The organism is Streptomyces californicus (assembly GCF_000717645.1).
In the GTDB taxonomy this organism is placed as follows: Bacteria; Actinomycetota; Actinomycetes; order Streptomycetales; family Streptomycetaceae; genus Streptomyces; species Streptomyces californicus.
The window spans coordinates 43567-60915 of record NZ_JNZZ01000033.1 but is presented as its reverse complement, the minus strand read 5'-3'; the positions used below and the strand labels follow the sequence as shown (position 1 = coordinate 60915).

Below are 17349 nucleotides of genomic sequence, written 5' to 3'. Positions count from 1 at the left end.
GCCCCCCCCGTACCGCCCGGTGGCGCGCCGCCGACCCAGGCCCCCGCCCCCGTACCGCCCGGTGGCCGCGCCGCCGACCGCGTGAACGATTCTGCGCCCGCGTCCGCTGTTCGCATGAAAGGGCGCGGACAAAGGGGGCCGCCCGCGCGTGTGCGGGGAGACCAAGGTGTGCGCCTGGCGTCAGATGGGCCCGGCGTGGCGCGTTCAGGGCCCCGGTGCCGTCACGCCCCGCCGGTGCCGAGGCCCGGAGTCCGGAGGTGGCGTGTGGCGGACCTTCAGCTGTCGGTCGTCGTGCCGTGTTTCGACGAGGCCGAGGTCATCGAGTCCTTCCACGCCACTCTGCTCGGCGTCCTGGACCCGCTCGGGGACAGTTTCGAGATCTGCTACGTGGACGACGGCAGCCGGGACCGCACCCGCTCCCTGCTGAGCGCCATCGCCGCCCGCGACCCACGCGCCCACTACACCGCCTTCAGCCGCAACTTCGGCAAGGAGGCCGCCATGCTCGCCGGGCTCCGCATGTCGCGCGGCGCGGCCGTCGTCATCATGGACGCCGACCTCCAGCACCCGCCCGAGCTGATCCCCCGCATGCTGGAACTGCATCGGCACGGCTACGACCAGGTCATCCCGCGCCGCGACCGCACGGGCGAGGGCGTGCTCCGCAGCACGCTCAGCCACACCTACTACGCGCTCGTCCGCCGCTGCATGGACGTGGAGCTGATCGACGGCTCCGGGGACTTCCGGCTGCTGTCGAGACGGGCCGTGGACAGCGTGCTGTCCCTCCCCGAGAGCAATCGGTTCTCCAAGGGGATCTTCTCCTGGATCGGCTTCGACACCGTCACCTTCCGCTACCGCAACAGCGAGCGGGCGGCCGGCCGCTCCAAGTGGGGCAGCAAGCGGCTGCTGAACTACGGCATCGACGGACTGCTCTCCTTCAACAACCGCCCGCTCCGCCTCGCGATCTACACCGGCTTCTGGGTCTTCGTCTCGGCCCTGGCCTACGCCCTGTGGACGGTCGTGAGCGTCGTCCTGCACGGCGCGGACACGCCGGGGTACGCCACCCTGCTCACCGCCGTCGTCGCCCTCAGCGGCATCCAACTGGTGACGCTCGGCGTGATCGGGGAGTACGTGGGCCGGATCTACCACGAGGCGAAACACCGCCCGCCCTACGTCGTGCGCGAGACGGACGCGACCTGCCGGGCGCTGCCCGACGGACTGCCGCAGGGGCCGGGGCAGGGGCCGGCGCAACGCGCCGTGCTCACCGGCGGCCGGGTGGTGGAGCGCCCCGCCGACCCCGCCGCCGCCCGCCCGGGGCGGGCCCGCACGATGCGCCAGTTCGCCAGTTTCGTCCTCATCGGGTGTGTGAACACCGCCGTCTACCTCGGTGTCTACGCCACGCTCAACCGCTGGATCCCGTACCTGACCGCCCATGTCATCGGCTACACGGTCAGCATCGTGTGCTCGTTCCTGCTCAACTCCTACGTCACCTGCCGGACCCGGCCGACCTGGCACGCGTTCGTCCGCTATCCGCTCTCCAGCCTGGTCAACCTGGTGGCGTCCGGGGCGCTGCTCTACGGCGCGGTCAGCGGCCTCGGGATGGACAAGAACCTCGCGGCGCTCGCGGCGGGCGTCCTCGTCACCCCGGTCTCGTTCCTGCTGGCGCGCTGGGCGATCACCTCGGGCCGGACGAGAGCGGACGCCGCCCGGGAGGCGAAAGCGGACGCCGGGGCGGCGGAGCGGGAGGAAACCCAGGCGGTGGCGGGCACGCGGACGGGCCAGGGCATCGGCGCGGGTACGGAGACGGCCACGAGTACGGAGACGGTGACGGGGGCCGGGGGCGCGGCCGAACCGGCGTCCGGCCGCCCCGGGCCCGCGCCGCTCCCCACCCGCTCGCCCCAGGACCGGTGAGGCCGCGATGTCCGACGACGTTCCCGCGACGGCGACCCCGCCGGACCGGCCGCACCCGACCGCCCCCGGCCCGACCGGCCGCCGCCGAGACCGAGGCCGGGGCCAGGACGAGGGCCGCCCCGGGAGCCGCAGCCGCCCCTGGACCGCCCTCTGGGTGACCGCGCTCGCCCTGCCGCCGCTCGCCCTGCTCGCCGCCGCGGCCTGGGCCGGGCGGTGGGTGCGGCCCGGCGCGGACGACTGGTGCTTCCTGCCGCTCGTCCGGGACGAGGGCGTCGCCGGCCTGGTCGGGAAGTTCTACCTCGACGACAACGGGCGGCTCGCCAACGCGCTGCTGGTCGGCGCGTACGCGAAGTTCCAGGTCGCCGGACACCAGTGGTTCCCGCTGGTCAGCGGCGTCCTGGTGGTCGCCGTGCTGTGGGTGGTGGCCGTCCTCGCGCTGCGCCGGGCGGGTCTGCGCACGCCGCGCGGACTGCCGCTCCTGACGGCGGCCATGACCACCGCGCTCTTCCTGTTCGCCACGCCGAACACGTACAAGACGTTCTACTGGCCCGCCGCGTCCGTCTCGCACACGCTGCCGCCCGTCCTGGCCTGCGCCGCCCTGATCCCGCTGCTGCTCGCCCGCTCGGTCCGGGGGCGGGCGTTCGCCGTGGCCGTCGCGCTGCTTGCGGCGGCCTTCCTCGCCACGCTGTCGGAGGAGACGGCGATCGTCGTGGTGATGGTGCTGCTGGCCGCCCTGCTCGTCTCCGGCCGGGTCGTCGCCGCGCCGCAGCGGGCGTTCGTCCGGCTGTGGTGCGCGGCGGGCATCGCCGGAACGGCGGCCGGGGCCCTCGTCCTCATCACCTCGCCCGGCTCCCGCAACCGCAGGGAGCGCTTCGGCGCGGAGACCACGTCCCTGCTCTCCTCGGACTCCCTGGCCGCGTCGCTGCGGGCGTTCGCCGAGATCACCGTCACCGTGGTCACCACCTGGCAGTACGTCGGCGCGGTCGCGGCGGGCGTGCTGCTCGGGCTGCTGTGCCGACGGGCCGACGGCGCGACGCCCCGCCCGCCCGCGCACTGGCCGCTGCTCGTCACCGCCGGGGTGCTCGTGCTGCTGGTCTCCGGCTACCTCTGCACGGTCATCGCCTACCCGGTGTTCGGCGCCCGGGTGAGCGCTCCGAGCGCCAACCGGCTGTGGAACGACTACCTCCTGCTGTACGTGATCCTGCTCGTCGGCGCGGGGGCCCTGCTCGGCCTGGCGCTCCGCCGCCTCGCCCCCCGTACCGCGACCCCGGCGAAGGCGGTGTGCGCCGCGCTCTGCGTCCTGGCCTGCCTCGGTCCGGCCGTCGCCCTGACCGACCTGGGCACGGAGCTGCGGGACCGGGCCGAGAAGTGGGACGCCCAGGACCACCGCCTGCGCGAGGGCGCGGCGGACGGCAAGCGGGTTCTGCCGTACGAGCGCTTGGTGATCAGCCAGATGCTGGAGCCGTTCAGCGAGGGAGGCCGCCGCTACTGGCCCGGCGGTTGCGTCGCGGACTTCTACCACCTCGACCGCGTCACGGACGGGAGCCGGGGGAGGTAGCGGGTGCGGGTGCGGTGCGGCGGTCCGGCAGCCCTCTCAGTCGGAGGCGGGCTGGTGGACGCGCGGGACGAGCAGGTCCGGCAGCTCCAGGTGGAAGCCACGGCCGCGCCCGCTGATCGTGCCGTCGTAGGAGAGGTCGGCCAACTCGACGCCGATGTGCCGCAGTTCCCCGATCAGCAGACGGGCGGCGATCGTCGCGTGCTCGTAGTCCTTCATGGCGTCGGGGAAGCGGCGTTGCCAGATCGAACGGGAGAAGTCCCAGCCGTCGCGCGTCAGTTGAGCCGGGTTGGCCGCGTCCGGGTGGTGGAGGAAGCCGGTGGCCTCGATGACGAGGCCCAGGTCCTGGCTCCAGCACTGGACGAAGCGCTGCGGATCGCCGACCGCCCCCAGGTGGAGGATGAACCGGCCGGGGAGGAAGGGCATGCCGCGGCCGAGTGTCCGCAGGGCCTGGGCCAGCCGCTTCTCGACGTCCTCCCAGGTGGTGCCGGGGGGCAGGGCCGTGGCGGTCGGCGCGGAGGCGGGCGGCAGGTCGGACGGTTCGGTGGCGTACCAGCGGCCCCGGACGCTTGCTTGCCCCACCGCGTCGGCGTCCGAGCCGGGCGGCAGCAGGTCGAGGCTCATCCGCCCGTCGTCGTGCGCGTGCAGCAGGAGGTCGGGGAGTGCGGCGAGTCGGGGGTCGCCGACGTCGGTACGCCGCCACAGCGTCCACGGGCCCGAGTAGCCTCCCCACATCGCGGGCGGCCCCAGCTCGTCCTCCATGACCCACCAGGCGGCGCGTATCCGGTCCGCGACGGCGACGTCATCCTCGCCCTCGTCGGGCAGATCGATGAGGCTGAGGTTGAGCCTGCGTATCCGCTCGGGATCGGACACGTCGGATTCCAGGAGCCCGTATCCGTACGACGGGCCCGTGCGCGGAGCGAATCTGCGCCACACCCGGTGCCCGACGGTTCTCGGCTCGCGCAGCTCCCAGCCCAGTGCGGCCGTGGCCCGCTCGACCTCCGCGAGGCTCCATGAGCGCGGTCGCAGTCCCATGACCTGCTTCACCAGCGTCCGGAAGTCGTCGTCGTCGAACCAGTGGCCCCGGGGGATCGTGTGCGTCTCCATCCGGCAGACAGTAGCGGGGCGGGTCCGGGGGCGGTCGCTCCGCCCGACGCGACGGGCGACGCGGAGGGCGGGACCTCCCGGCGGGGACGCGGAGGGGCGGGCCTGATCGGGGGAGGGGCGGGACCTCCCCGTGGGAAGCCCCGCCCCCGGCGTGCCTCAGATGCCGCAGCTCGGCGCGGACCAGAAGCGGCCGCTGCCGCCGGCCACGTGGGTGTGGTCGTTGTGGCCCGGGTAGCCCGGTCCGAGGATCTCCGTGAAGCCGTGGTTGCGCGCGGCCTTGGCGAGGGCGCAGAAGCCCTGGGAACCCGCGCCGAGGTCGGCCGCGTGCCCGTACATGTGGCGGCTGTTGGCCGCACCGCCGACCGAGCTGTTGCACGAGACGCTGCGGAAGCCGCCGTTGACGGTGATCGGCCGGTCGCCCATCGCGTGCCGCATGGCCTGGAGCTTCCACATGGTGACCAGGGCGTTGGCGCGGGCGGTGGCGGCGCTGACCTTGCCCCCGGACCAGTCGGAGTTGCAGCGGTTCAGCTCCGCGTAGGTGAAGTTGACCGGCGTGCAGTCGTTGTCCTGGAGCGCGTAGATCTTGTTGAACGTCTGGGGGCCGGCGATGCCGTCGGAGCCCAGCCCGTACGCGGCCTGGAAGCGCGCGACGGCCGCCTTGGTCGCCGGGCCGAACTGCCCGTCGATGGCGATCTGGTTCCCGGTCCCGGGGTAGCCCGCGACCCGGATCTGGAGCTGGCGTACGGCTTCACCGCTGGAGCCCTCCCGGAGCGTCCCGCTCCAGGTGTAGCAGCCGTCGGCCGCCCGGACGTCCGTCGCCGACGCGGAGCCGGGGGCCGGGGCGGGGGCCGGAGTGGGGGCCGGGCCCGCGGAGGCGGTGGTCGTGCCGCCGAACGCGAGGGCCGCGCCGGCGACGGCCGAGACGAGGAATCCGATGGGGCGTGATCGCATGGGTCTCCACCTCGTTGTGATCGAGCTGTCCATGGTGTGTGGGGGGACTCCGAGCCTCCGGTGCGACCAAGAGAGTGTCAAGCTCATGTCAACATGCTGCCAGGCGGGCCACCGTACGCGTGACTTCTCCGCCCGCCGATGAGTTTCCGACGGCCCGAAGGTCTGTACGAGGGCGACTCTCTCGTCGCTCTTTCCCTGACGTTCCTCACGCAGAACGGGAGCTACTCATGACCGCAGACCACGGCCGTACTCAGACCGGCGGCGCCGGCGCCGGCGGGGCGGCCACCGGCGTCGCCCGCTCCGCGGATGGCACCGAGATCGCCTACGAGCTGTCGGGCAGTGGCCCCGCCGTCATCCTGGTGGCTTCCGCGCTGGCCGACCGCTCCGACACGGAGAAGCTCGCCGTGCTGCTCGCCGACCACTTCACCGTGATCAACTACGACCGGCGCGGACGGGGCGCCAGCGGTGACGCCGACGCCTACGCCGTCGACCGCGAGATCGAGGACATCGCCGCCCTGGTCGACCACGTCGGCGGTTCCGCCTCGCTGTTCGGCTCGTCCTCCGGCGCGGTCCTGGCGCTGCGCGCGGCGGCCGCAGGCGTGAAGGTGGACCGACTGGCCCTGTACGAGCCGCCGTTCGTGATCGCGGAGGGCGACGCCGGGCCGCCCCTGGACCTCGCGGAGCAGGTCGGCGCACTGCTGGAGCAGGGCCGGGACGCCGACGCGGTGAAGTACTTCATGACGAGGGTGCAGGGCATGCCGGGCATCGCCGTCTTCTTCATGAAGCTCATGCCGAAGATCTGGAAGAACCTCGTCGGCCTGGCCCGCACCCTTCCGTACGACATCGCGGTCATGGGCGACACCCAGCGGGGCAGGCCGCTCGACGCGGGGGAGTGGGAGGGCGTGGACGTCCCCACCCGGGTCCTCACCGGCGGCAAGAGCCCGGCGGCCTTCCAGCGGGCGGCCGGAGCGCTCGCCGGAATCCTGCCGAAGGCCGACCACCGGACCCTGCCCGGCCTCAACCACGGGGCCGTCGTCATGGCTCCGAAGAAGGTCGCCCCGGAGGTCATCCAGTTCCTGAAGGGCTGACGCCCCCGGCCCGGCCGTTCCGCCGGGCCCGGCCGCCCCGCGCCCGGCCCGGGGCGCGGGGCGGCCGGAAACTCCGCTTGACCCTCACGCTGCGTGAGGCTGAAAGGTGGGGGCCATGAGCGACTACTACAACGCGTTCGAGATGAGCCCCGTACCCGCCCCCGGCCCCGACGCCGTCCCGCCGGAGCCGTTCCACGGCATCTACGGCATGCCGTCCTTCGTGACGATCCCCACCGACGATCTGGCGGCGTCGGTGGACTTCTGGACCCGTGGCCTCGGGTTCTTCGAGCTGTTCGCCGTCCCCGGCACGCTGGTGCACCTGCGCCGCTGGGCCTTCCAGGACGTCCTGCTCGTCGCGGCGGAGAGCGTACCGGAGCAGCCCCCGGCGATGAGCTTCAGCTTCTCGGGCGTCCTCGGCCAGGTCGAAGCCCTCGCCCGGGACTGCCGTGCGCTGCGCCCGGACGCGGTCGAGGGCCCCCGCGACACCCCCTGGAACACCCGTGACGTGGAGGTGATCACTCCCGAGAACGCGCGGATCGTCTTCACCGCGGCGAAGCCCTTCGATCCGGCGAGCCAGGAGGCGCGGAACCTCGCGGACATCGGGATCACCCCGCCCGGCGGGAGCGGTGACGACGGGCGGGAGGGGTGACGGCGGAGCGGGAGGGGGGACGGCCGAGCGGACGGGAGGACGGCGGAGCGGACGGTCGAGCGGGTGGTGGCGAGGGCGACGGCGACGGCGAGAATGAGAGGCATGGCTGAGACAACGGACGGCGACGGCCTCACCGTCGGCCAGACCTCGGCGCGCCTGGGCGTGACGGTCCGCGCGCTCCACCACTGGGACGAGATCGGGCTCGCGCGGCCGTCGCTGCGCACGGCCGCCGGGTACCGGCTCTACACCGCCGGTGACCTGGAACGCCTGCACCGCGTCGTCGTCTACCGCGAGCTGGGTCTCGGCCTGGACCGGATCCGGGCCGTCATCGACGACGCGACCACGGACGTCCCGGGCGCGCTGCGCGCGCAGCGCGCCCAGGTCGCCGGGCGGATCGACCGACTCCAGCGGCTGATCGGCGGACTGGACCGGATGATCGACGCCCACGAGCGCGGTCTGCTCCTGTCCATCGAGGAGCAGACCGAGATCTTCGGCCCCCGCTGGGACCCGGAAGGCCCGGTCAAGGCCCGCCGCCTCTACGGGGACACCCCGCAGTGGCGGCAGTACGCGGAACGTTCCGCCTCCCGCACCCCGGAGGAGTGGCAGGCCGTCGCCGACGACATCGCCGCCCTCGACCAGGCCCTCGGGGAGGCGATGGACGCCGGCGTCGCCCCCGGCAGCCCCCAGGCGCACCGGCTCGTGGAACGGCACCGCGATGTCTTCGCCGCGCACTTCCCCCTCACCCGGGAGATGCAGGTCTGCCTCGCCCGCGTGTACGAGGACGATCCGGGGTTCGCCGCCCACTACGACGGCGTCCGCGAGGGGCTGGCCGGCTGGTTCCGCCGCCTTGTCGACGCTGACGCCCGCGCCCATGGCATCGACCCCGACACGGCGGCGTGGGACGGGGGCCGGTAGGCGCACCGGAGCCCAGGTGAGGGCCTTGGGCCGTGTGCCGGTAAAAGGGCCCCGGGGTGAGGAGCCCCGGGTTAGGGGCCTGGGCCGTGCGCCGGGGCGAGGGCGTCGGCTCAGGCGCCGTTGCGGGCCGCCAGGCGGCTGTTCTGCGCGCCCAGGACTTCGGAACGCACGTCGAGCAGAAGCCGGTTGATGTAGCCGAGATCGCTCATCAGCTCCTGGTAGCTGCTCTGCGCCGCGAGATCGCGGAACTCGACCCGGCGCTCCTCCGTGGGGACGTCCTCACCCGCGTTCTCCAGGTTCACGCCCTGGTAGTGCAGCCGGTTGGCGCTTCCGGGCGGTGCCTGCTGCTGAAGCCGCGCGGTGGCGGTGGGGTGGAGCGGGAGGGGGCGCAGGTGCCCCTTGAGATCCTCGATCGCGCGCGCCAGGTCCGTGTGGCCGGACCGGGCCCGGCCGAGGATCTAGTCGAGCAGCGTCATCAGATCTGTCAGGTGGGTGCCCCCGAGATCACCGGTCCAGGGCGCGTTGACCGTGTCCGACTACCGCGGTGGAGAGCCGAACTGCTCCTTCGCGGCCCCGGGGGCGGGGGGTGAGAGCGGTCTGCGTGGTCCTCCTGGATACCGGGCACGGGGCGGCTGCGGAAGAGGCCGCCCGGATACGGTTCATGGTCCCGGCGGGCAGTGCGGACGGCCGCCCGGGAACCGGCTCGGCGCGCGCCACCGGGACCGGCACGGGAGAGCGGAGGCGTCCGGGGCACCCCGCCCCCATGGAGGCGGCGGCTCCCGTTCCCGCGTTCCGGCAGCAGTACGCCCCACCGTGCGGCCAGCGTGTGCGGGCGCGGTGGGGCGTAACCGGGTGGCGGTGGCTTGGGGTCAGGCGGCGGGGGTGAAGTCGCCGGTCTTGACGCTTGCCACGAACGCGGTGAAGGCGTCGGCGGTGAGGGCGAGGGCCGGGCCGTCGGGGGTCTTCGAGTCGCGTACGGGGACGGTGCCGGTGAGGATCGCGGTGCGCGGGGCCCACTCGACGCAGGTGCCGCCGTTGTCGCTGTAGGTGGACTTGACCCACTGCTGGGTCGTGGACTTGGTCGTCACGAGATGCCCTTTCGTTGCTGGTGGATCATGTCCACGCTCCCCGCCTGGGACAGAGACGCGGCCTGCGACTGATGGTAGCCCCTCATTACGGGGAGAACTGAGGTCAGTTCACGGTCCAGATAGCCCTGCGTCTCGGACTCGACATAGGAGACCAAGGACCGGTCCCGGAGCGTCAGCAGGTTCACGGCCCGGTTGAAGGGGCGGCGTTCTCCGATGCTGAAGGGGGCGATCTGCAGCATGGTGTGGCCCTGCGCGGCGAAGTCGACCAGATGCCGCAACTGCGCCTCCATGACGGCCAGACCGCCGACCGTCCGACGGATGCAGCTTTCGTCCAGTACCGACATGATCATCGGTGGGATGAGCCTGATCAGTGCCTGCTGGCGCTCCATCAGCAAAGCGACGCGCTGTTCGGCCTGGTCATGGTTGATGACGCCACGTACGACCGCCGCGTTGGCCAGTGCCTGCGCGTACGCCCGGGTCTGCAACCGGCCGGGGATCACTCCCACCTCGAACAGCCTGATCTCCGTGGCTTCTGCCTCCAGTACCACGTACTCCGGGAATCCCTGGAGAAGCACGCCCCGCTTGATCTTGAGCCATTCCCGCTCGAACGAATCGATGCTTCCGGCGAAGCCGAACGCGCCGTCGATCGCGATCGAGAAAGGGCGGGTTGGAGACTTGGTACAAGTTTCCACGCCGGAGACGTGACGTCCCGAGTATCCGCACCGTAAGCCGAGTTCGTCCTGCTTCCAGCCACGGGCCTCCCGCGCACTGCGCAGGCGCGCACCGTACGCAGCCTCGGGGCTCGCGTGGGGGTTGAGTTCTCGACGGTTTACCAACGTACCCCCCGGATTTGAAACGTTGATGGCGAGTCTCACGCTAGGCCACGCTGTGTCGCCCCGGTAGCCGTTTGGCTACAGAGAGGAGCGAACGGTGTACGGCGAGAACGCCAGCCCGAATGCGGAACAGCCCCCGGAGCAGCCTTTACGCGAGCCTTCGGCCGGATCTGCCGGTCCTGCTGCCCCGGGCGTCCCCGCCGGCCCTGCTGCCCCGGGCGTCCCCCCTGCCTCCGCCGTCCCAACCCGTGGGGTCCTGCTGGTGGATACGAGCCGGGGTGACCGGGTCGGGGAGTTCCGGGGCGTCGCGGGGCCGTACTGGTCCCTCCGGCCGGTCGGCGGCGGACGCGAGTGGGAGGTCGAACCCCGATTCGTACGGCCCGCGTTGCTCATGGAGCAGCTTCGGGCCCGTACCGCCCGGCTCAACGCCCGCAGCCGGGGAGAGGTGCTGTGAACGGGGAGGAAGCGACGGGCGGGGCTCCGGCGGGTCCGACGTGGACGGAAGGGGGCTGACGCCGTGCTGCAATGCACCGCCGTGACCGACATCCCGTACGCCGAGGCGCTGTTGGCGCTCGCCGCGATGGACGGCGGGCCCGCGCGCCCGACCGACTACGTCGAGCAGGACGACTTCGTGCTGTGCGAACTGGGTGAGCACGACGAGTCGGTCGAGCACGCAGCCCATCTGTGGCTGTCGGAGACCACGTTCGGCGAGGAGCTGTGGCTGCTCTGGTCGGGAGACGGGGCGCACCGCGTCCACCGGCTCGACGTGCTGCCGGTGTGCCCGGCCCGGCTGCGCGTCCTGGCGACGGGGGCGGTCACCCAGTGCGCGTTCTTCGACCACCACTCCGGGCCGCACTCCTTCTCGGTGACCGATCCGCTCGGCGACCTGATCGCCGACCGGCCCCCGGGCCCGCCGGGCGACGGTGACCCGCCGGACCACCGTGAGCCGCCGGGCGACCCAGGGCCGCCGTGAGCCGCCGGGCGACGCCGGACCGCCCGGCAACCCCGACGCACCCGACGGACCCGAGAGCGACGCGCCGTGACGGCGACAGGAGGCCCACCGCACATGAACCCCTCCCATCCCTCCACCCCCTGCACCGCCGTGACCCTGCTGCCGCCGCCGGAGTTCCTGGTGCGGCTCGCCGGGCGCGGCGGTCGCCGGCCGGAAGCCGGGTACGTCCTCTGCGAGCTGGCCGCCGGGCACGACGCGGACCACGCGATGGTGCTGTGGGAGGACGATCCCCGCCACCTCGCCGTCTGGGCGCGCTGGAGCGGCGACCGGGCGACCCTGGCGGAACTCGCCTGGTGCGGCGTGACCGACCCCCGGGGCGAGGACGCGTGCGGGCTGTTCGCGGAGCACCCCGCCGCCCACGACTGGGCCGTCCTCGACGGGACGCTCGCGGCGGTGGACGCCGTACTGGCGCGGCAGCACCCGCACCTCGCGCCGCGCGACGGCGTGGATGCGGGGCGCCACGGCCGGGCGTGGGAATGATGACGCGCATGCCAGAACACCGCAAGAGCGACAAAGACCGTGAAAAAGGCACTCCGTCCGGCCGGGCGCGACGGCTCGTCCCGATGTCCGGCCGCGACCCGGGGGAGAGCGGGCGGGTCTCCTCGCCGCTGGAGCTGCTGTTCGACCTGACGTTCGTCGTCGCGGTGGGCACGGCGTCGTCGCAGTTCGCGGAGTTGCTCGCCGAGGGGCACCTGGCGCACGCGGTCACCGCGTTCGTCATGGCGATGTTCGCCATCAGCGTCGCCTGGATCAGCTTCAGCTGGTTCGCCTCCGCGTTCGCCACCGACGACTGGCTCTACCGGGCCCTGACGATGGTCCAGATGATCGGGGTCGTCGTCTTCTCCCTCGGGCTCCCGGCGATGTTCCACTCCGTCGACGAGGGCGGCCACCTGGAGCTGCGCGCCATGGTCGCCGGGTACGTCGTGATGCGGATCGCGATGGTCCTCCAGTGGGGGCGGGCGGCCCGGGAGGCCCCCGGCTTCCGTGGCGTCTGCCTGGCCAACATCCGCTGGACGGTGGTCGCCCAGGCCGGCTGGGTCGTCCTGGCCTTCGTCGGGCTGCCGGTCTACGTCGTCTTCGCGGCGTTCATCGTCCTCGGCGCGCTGGAACTCGCGCTTCCCGTCTTCGCCCAGGGCGCGGCGGGCGGTACGCCCTGGCACCCGCACCACATGGCGGAGCGGTACAGCCTGTTCGCCATCATCGTGCTCGGGGAGAGCGTGGTGGGCACGGTCGCCAGCTCGGGCGAACTGCTCGGCGGGGCCGACGGCACGGCCTGGACCGGGAACGCGATCGCCGTCGTCGTCGTGGGCGTCGGCCTCACCTTCGGCATGTGGTGGGTCTACTTCACGACGCCGTTCGGCGACGTCCTGGAACACCGCCGCAACCGGGGCTACCTCTTCGGGTACGGCCACATCCCCCTGTTCATCGGCGTCGCCGGCGCCGGGGCCGGGCTGCACGTGGCGGGCCTCTCCCTGGAGCACCACGCGGAGATCTCCCGCACGACGGTCGTGCTCGCCCTGGCCCTCCCCGTCGCCCTCTACCTTCTGGTCGTCTACCTGCTGCACGCCCTGCTGCTCTCGGCGGGCGACCGCTTCCACATCCTCCTCATCGGCCTGACCGCCGCCGTCCTGCTGGTGGCCGCCCTCCTGGCCGTCACGGGCGCCCCGCTCGCCGTCTGCCTGATCGTGGTGATGCTCGCGCCGTTCGTGACGGTCGTCGGCTACGAGACCCTCGGCCGCGAACACCAGCGGCGCATGCTGGAGCGGGCCGGGGTGGGGTAGGGGGGGGTGGGTCGAGGTGCGGGTGACAAGGCACTGCGCCCCCAGTCGCTCCCTTCCCCTCCCTGCGCCCCCTCTGAGGCGTTGACGGCTGCGGCACTTGAGGGAAAGGCTCGTGCATGCCGATGCAACCCTTCGGCAACAGGAGCAAGCCATGGCTTTACGGTTCCTCGGGATCGACCCCGACTCGCCGACCGACGAGTCGCCCACGATCTGGCTCCACGAAGAGACCGGAGACCTTCTGATCCAGTCGTACAGAGCGACTGACGCGGAAGTCGGGAGTTGCAAGGAAGTCGGTTCCATCCCGGGTCATTCCACCGATGTTCCGGACAACGAGACGATCATCAGGCTTCCGGCAGCCATGCTGGCCTTCCTTCCTGCTCAGCAGGTTCACCACGCTGCTGGGCGGGAGGAACGTCCAGCCCCCGGCGCGTGAGGCGCTGGCGCAAGCTCGACAGTCCGCGGTGCACCTCGAATTGCGCGACGCGTACACCCTCGATGATCCCGGGTACATCGCGTGGCAGCACGGGGCGCGGCTGGACCGCGACGAGCGGGCAGCGTGGTGGAACGGCTGGCATGACGCGGTGCGCGACGCCGTCGACCGAGGGGTGACGGTCCGGCGGGGCCGAGTCGTATCGGAACCGATCAGCGACTACGTGGCGTACGAGTACGACATCACGTTCACGAATGTCGCAGCGGGAGAGGCGGTGCGCTGGCTGCCCAGGCGGAGGGCGACCGGCCTCGCGCTGCCCAGCACTGACTTCTGGGTGTTCGACGGAGAGCGGGTTCTCCTCCACCACTTCACCGGTCACGGGGAGTTGGACGAGAACGGGCGGGAGTACACGGCTGACCCCGGACTGGTGAAGCTGTGTGTCGACGCCTTCGATGCGGTGTGGGAACGTGCTACGCCTCATGAGAACTACAGACCCCGCTGACACGTAGCCATGGCCGAGTCACCTTCTTCGAGTGCGCAGCAAGCACGGCGAATCCTCGCGGACCGGCTCGCCGGCCTCGCACGGGACGCCGGGCTCACCGGGCGGGAGCTCGCCGTGCGCTGCGGCTGGCACCCCTCCAAGTCCTCCCGGATCATGAACGCCCGCACGCCCCCGTCGACCGGTGACATCCGGGCCTGGTGCCGGGCGTGCGGTGCGGAGGACCAGACCGCCGACCTTCTCGCATCGCTGCGGAGCGCCGAAGGAATGTGGATCGGCTGGCGGCGCATGGAGCAAGCGGGGCTCAAGCAGGCCCAAGAAGCGCGCTTGCCGCTGTTCGAGCGCACGCGCCGCTTCCGGTCCTACTCGTCGTGGTTCGTTCCTGGGCTCATCCAGACCCGCGGGTACACCGAGGCGGTGTTGCGTGCTGTTCAGCGCCGACGTGTCGAGGTCGACGACGTGGCGGAGGCCGTGGCCGCACGTATGGAGCGGCAGCGTGTGCTGTACGAAGGAGGACGCCGATTCGCGTTCCTCGTGGAGGAGCCGGTTCTGCGCAACGGCATCGGCGGAACGGACGTGCTCGTCGGGCAGCTCGGCCACCTTCTCACCGTGGGTTCTCTGCCCAACGTCAGTCTCGGAGTGATCCCGACGAGCGCGGAGCGTTCCAGAATGCCTGTGGAAGGGTTCTGGATCTTCGACAGCGACCGGACCAACGTCGAGCTGGTCTCCGGCTACCTCACGCTCACGCAACCCAGCGAGGTCGCGATGTACGCCGACACCTTCGCCGAACTGGCTGAGATGGCTGTGTACGGGGTCGACGCGCGCGCCTTGATCGTGGCAGCTCTGGACTCCCTCCGGTGAATCCGCGCAATCACATGCAACAACGTGGCTTCCCTGCCCGCCCCTTCCCTACGTTCGACGTATCGCAGTGACGTACGCGGACGGCCAGATTGCGATGCGACCGAGCCGTTCACGACCGATCAGGGGAGAGGAACCGAGAGCCATGGGCTGGGGAACAGGCAAAGGCGACGGGAAGCACGCGGGTGGCAAGGACCCGGGCACGGCGAAGCCGTCGTCCGACACCGCCAAGCCGGCGCCGGAGCCGAAGCACAAGGGAAAGTAGGCGCACCGCGCATGGAGGCGAACGGAGTGGAGGAGCGGGCGGACGACGTGACCGCCCTGGCGGCCGGCCTGCTCGACTCGGTGAACGAGAGCCTGGGCGCGCCGATGGCCCCGGTGTGGGAGGCCGCCTTCAGGGGCGTGCCCCGGCACACGTTCCTGCCCGGGACCGTCTGGGTGGGCGAGGACCTGGTGGAGTGCGACCGGGAGGCGGCTCCGGTGGACTGGCTGCGCCACGCCTACGCCGACACCGCCGTCGTCACCCAGGTCAACGACGGGGGCACCGCCGCACCGGGGGAGCGCTGGGCTTCCTCCTCCGCGTCCGCCCCGTCCATCGTCTTCCGCATGCTCGACCTGCTGGACGTGCGCCCCGGCCACCGCGTCCTGGAGATCGGCACCGGGACCGGGTGGAACGCGGCACTCCTCGCCCACCGCCTCGGACCGGGCCGGGTGACCACCGTCGAGGTGGACCCGGCGCTGGCGGCGCGGGCGGCGGCCCGGCTGGAGGACGCGGGGCTCGGCGTCCGGACGGTCCGGGGCGACGGGGCGCGGGGGGCCGGGGCCGAAGGCCCGTACGACCGGACCGTCGCGACCTGCTCCGTACGGTCCGTCCCTCCGGCGTGGATCGAGGGGACGCGGCCGGGCGGGATCGTCCTCGTACCGTGGGAGTCGCCCTGGCTCTGCTACGGGCTGCTCAGGCTCACCGTCGACGGGTACGGGGGCGCGTCCGGCTCCTTCTCGCCGTACTCGGCGTTCATGCTGATGCGGGGGCAGCGTACGGACCTGCGGATCTACCGCGATGTGGTGCGGGACCACCACGTGCCGCAGGAGTCCGCGACCCGGCTGGCCCCCGGGGCGGTCGCCGGCGGGGACTGGGCCGCGCAGTTCGCGATCGGGCTGCAACTGCCCGGCGTCTGGCGGACCTGGCACGAGAACCCCGACGTCAAGGGCGTCGCCTCCCGCCTCTGGCTGGCCACCACCGACGCGGCCTCCTGGGCGGCCGTGGACCTGGACGGGCGGACCACCGACCGCTTCACCGTGTGGGAGCACGGGCCGCGCCGGTTGTGGGCGTCGGTCGAGGCCGCCCACGGCTGGTGGCGCGAGTCCGGCCGCCCCGGGCCGGAACGGTTCGGCCTGACCATCGCCCCCGACGGCAGGCACACGCCGTGGCTGGACACCCCGGACAACCCGGTGCCCGTACGGGGCTGAGCGCCGGCGGAAGCTACCTGGCCGCGGCCCGTGCCCCGCCGTCCGGGCCGTGCCAGTCCAGGCACAGGGCGGTGGCGTCGTCCTTGGGCGCGTGGCCGTCGTACGCGTCGGCGACCGCCGTGACCATCGCGCGGACCACCTCCCGGGGGTGCTCCGCCGCGGTCCGCAGCAGGATTCCGGGCAGGTCCACCGCCGCCGCCTCCCGCTCCTGCACGCCGTCGGTGTACAGCAGGAGGCGGTCGCCGGGGCGCAGATCCAGCTCCTGCACCTGGTACGCGCCCTGCGGCGGGAAGCCGAAGGGCATGTCGACCTTCGGCGCGACCTCCTCGACCGTGCCGTCACGCAGCCGGAGCGGGCGCGGATGGCCGGCGTTGACGAGCTGGGCGCGGCTCCCGTCCAGGGCGATGCGCAGCAACTGGCCGGTGGCGAACGTGCTGTTCCCGTGGTCGAGGAGGGCCTGGTGCATCTGGCGGGCCTGCTCCGTCAGTTCCGCCCCCGCCCGGCGGGCGCCGCGCGACGCGTTCACGACGAGGGTGGCCATGAGCGAGGCGTTGACGTCGTGGCCCATGGCGTCGGTGACGGACAGGTGGAGGGCGTTGTTGTCGAGGCTGTAGTCGTAGGTGTCCCCGGCGATGTCGGAGGCCGGGACCAGCGCCCCGGCCAGGGAGAACTCGGCCGCGTCGCAGGAGGGGGCGGAGGGCAGGAGCTGGCGCTGGATCTCCGCCGCCAGGCTGACCGGCGTGGTGCGGTTGCCCCAGTGGTAGAGGTCGGTGAAGCGGCGGTCGGTGACGATGATGTACGCCAGCGCGTGCGCGGCCTCCTCGACCCGGCTCAGCACGTCCTCCGTGACGGTGTCGAGGAACAGCTCCAGCACGCCGATGGCGTCACCGCGATTGGTGACGGGCGCGAGGACCCGCTGACCGCGCCCGTCCTGCTCGACCCGCACCGGCTTCTGCGAGCGCAGCACCTTGTCGTAGATGCCGCTGCCGGCCAGGGGGACCCGTTCGGTGCGGTCCTCCCGGGAGCCGTCGGCCGTGTCGTTGACCCGCAGCAGCCGGTTGCCGACCACGTCCACGAAGAGGAACGACACGGACCGCGCGCCGAACCGGCTCCGCAGGTCGCGCGCCACGACGTCGAGAGAATCCACCGGTGCGGCTTTCTCCGCGGCCGCCAGCACTGCGGCCAGTCCCGTCCTGTCACTCACCACA

The 17349-nt window shown here is 72.4% G+C and carries 19 protein-coding genes; 13 read left to right on the top strand and 6 right to left on the bottom strand.

What is annotated here, in order from left to right; genetic code table 11:
• Positions 1–264 precede the first annotated feature (264 nt).
• Together IF19_RS0130760 and IF19_RS0130755 are read left to right on the top strand one after the other, a co-directional pair.
• Positions 265–1905, top strand: coding sequence for a glycosyltransferase (locus IF19_RS0130760; RefSeq protein WP_030112197.1), 1641 nt, complete (start codon positions 265–267; stop codon positions 1903–1905).
• 7 nt (positions 1906–1912) lie between these two features.
• Complete coding sequence (locus tag IF19_RS0130755) at positions 1913–3463, top strand: DUF6056 family protein (RefSeq protein ID WP_030112198.1); 1551 nt, start codon at positions 1913–1915, stop codon at positions 3461–3463.
• Between the two features lie 36 nt (positions 3464–3499).
• Here IF19_RS0130755 and IF19_RS0130750 read toward each other — a convergent pair whose 3' ends face one another.
• Positions 3500–4567 (bottom strand): TY-Chap domain-containing protein, encoded by a 1068-nt coding sequence (locus IF19_RS0130750; RefSeq protein ID WP_030112199.1) that lies wholly within the window; start codon positions 4565–4567, stop codon positions 3500–3502.
• A gap of 156 nt (positions 4568–4723) precedes the next feature.
• The gene (locus tag IF19_RS0130745) at positions 4724–5518 is read right to left on the bottom strand and encodes a M15 family metallopeptidase (RefSeq protein WP_030195308.1); all 795 of its coding nucleotides are present in this window, start codon (positions 5516–5518) and stop codon (positions 4724–4726) included.
• A 227-nt stretch (positions 5519–5745) separates the two neighbouring features.
• Between IF19_RS0130745 and IF19_RS0130740 the strand changes: the two genes are divergently transcribed.
• The 3 genes from IF19_RS0130740 to IF19_RS0130730 all read left to right on the top strand — a co-directional run bounded on the left by IF19_RS0130740 (position 5746) and on the right by IF19_RS0130730 (position 8170).
• Entirely contained in the window at positions 5746–6606 is an 861-nt protein-coding gene (locus IF19_RS0130740; protein ID WP_050491164.1) for an alpha/beta fold hydrolase, read from the top strand.
• A 115-nt stretch (positions 6607–6721) separates the two neighbouring features.
• The gene (locus tag IF19_RS0130735) at positions 6722–7255 is read left to right on the top strand and encodes a VOC family protein (RefSeq protein WP_030112203.1); all 534 of its coding nucleotides are present in this window, start codon (positions 6722–6724) and stop codon (positions 7253–7255) included.
• A gap of 102 nt (positions 7256–7357) precedes the next feature.
• Complete coding sequence (locus tag IF19_RS0130730) at positions 7358–8170, top strand: MerR family transcriptional regulator (protein ID WP_030112204.1); 813 nt, start codon at positions 7358–7360, stop codon at positions 8168–8170.
• 110 nt (positions 8171–8280) lie between these two features.
• On the opposite strand, the gene IF19_RS0130725 is transcribed toward IF19_RS0130730, so the two are convergent.
• From IF19_RS0130725 to IF19_RS0130715, 3 genes are all read right to left on the bottom strand, one after another.
• Positions 8281–8472 carry a hypothetical protein gene (locus tag IF19_RS0130725; protein ID WP_030112205.1) on the bottom strand — a complete coding sequence of 64 codons (192 nt, stop codon included), beginning with the start codon at positions 8470–8472 and terminating at the stop codon, positions 8281–8283.
• A 567-nt stretch (positions 8473–9039) separates the two neighbouring features.
• Complete coding sequence (locus tag IF19_RS0130720; protein WP_030112206.1) at positions 9040–9258, bottom strand: DUF397 domain-containing protein; 219 nt, start codon at positions 9256–9258, stop codon at positions 9040–9042.
• Positions 9255–10094, bottom strand: coding sequence for a helix-turn-helix domain-containing protein (locus IF19_RS0130715; protein WP_030112207.1), 840 nt, complete (start codon positions 10092–10094; stop codon positions 9255–9257). Before IF19_RS0130715 ends, IF19_RS0130720 begins: the two co-directional genes overlap by 4 nt.
• A 94-nt stretch (positions 10095–10188) precedes the next feature.
• Between IF19_RS0130715 and IF19_RS1000000138980 the strand changes: the two genes are divergently transcribed.
• The 8 genes from IF19_RS1000000138980 to IF19_RS0130670 all read left to right on the top strand — a co-directional run bounded on the left by IF19_RS1000000138980 (position 10189) and on the right by IF19_RS0130670 (position 16141).
• Positions 10189–10545 carry a hypothetical protein gene (locus IF19_RS1000000138980; protein WP_078580430.1) on the top strand — a complete coding sequence of 119 codons (357 nt, stop codon included), beginning with the start codon at positions 10189–10191 and terminating at the stop codon, positions 10543–10545.
• A 63-nt stretch (positions 10546–10608) separates the two neighbouring features.
• Positions 10609–11064 (top strand): hypothetical protein, encoded by a 456-nt coding sequence (locus IF19_RS0130705; RefSeq protein WP_234310404.1) that lies wholly within the window; start codon positions 10609–10611, stop codon positions 11062–11064.
• A 93-nt stretch (positions 11065–11157) separates the two neighbouring features.
• Positions 11158–11583, top strand: a complete 426-nt coding sequence (locus tag IF19_RS0130700) for a hypothetical protein (protein WP_030112210.1) — start codon at positions 11158–11160, stop codon at positions 11581–11583.
• An 83-nt stretch (positions 11584–11666) separates the two neighbouring features.
• Complete coding sequence (locus tag IF19_RS0130695) at positions 11667–12884, top strand: low temperature requirement protein A (RefSeq protein WP_030112211.1); 1218 nt, start codon at positions 11667–11669, stop codon at positions 12882–12884.
• A gap of 151 nt (positions 12885–13035) precedes the next feature.
• Entirely contained in the window at positions 13036–13317 is a 282-nt protein-coding gene (locus IF19_RS0130690) for a hypothetical protein (protein WP_050494005.1), read from the top strand.
• On the top strand, positions 13259–13816 hold the full coding sequence (locus tag IF19_RS0130685) for a DUF6879 family protein (protein WP_324605236.1): 558 nt from the start codon (positions 13259–13261) through the stop codon (positions 13814–13816). Before IF19_RS0130690 ends, IF19_RS0130685 begins: the two co-directional genes overlap by 59 nt.
• Before the next feature lie 9 nt (positions 13817–13825).
• A complete protein-coding gene (locus IF19_RS0130680) occupies positions 13826–14674 on the top strand; it encodes a helix-turn-helix domain-containing protein (RefSeq protein ID WP_030112214.1) in 849 nt (282 codons plus the stop codon).
• 273 nt (positions 14675–14947) lie between these two features.
• A complete protein-coding gene (locus IF19_RS0130670; protein WP_030112215.1) occupies positions 14948–16141 on the top strand; it encodes a methyltransferase domain-containing protein in 1194 nt (397 codons plus the stop codon).
• A 13-nt stretch (positions 16142–16154) separates the two neighbouring features.
• Here IF19_RS0130670 and IF19_RS0130665 read toward each other — a convergent pair whose 3' ends face one another.
• Complete coding sequence (locus IF19_RS0130665; protein ID WP_030112216.1) at positions 16155–17348, bottom strand: PP2C family protein-serine/threonine phosphatase; 1194 nt, start codon at positions 17346–17348, stop codon at positions 16155–16157.
• Between the last annotated feature and the right edge of the window lies 1 nt (position 17349).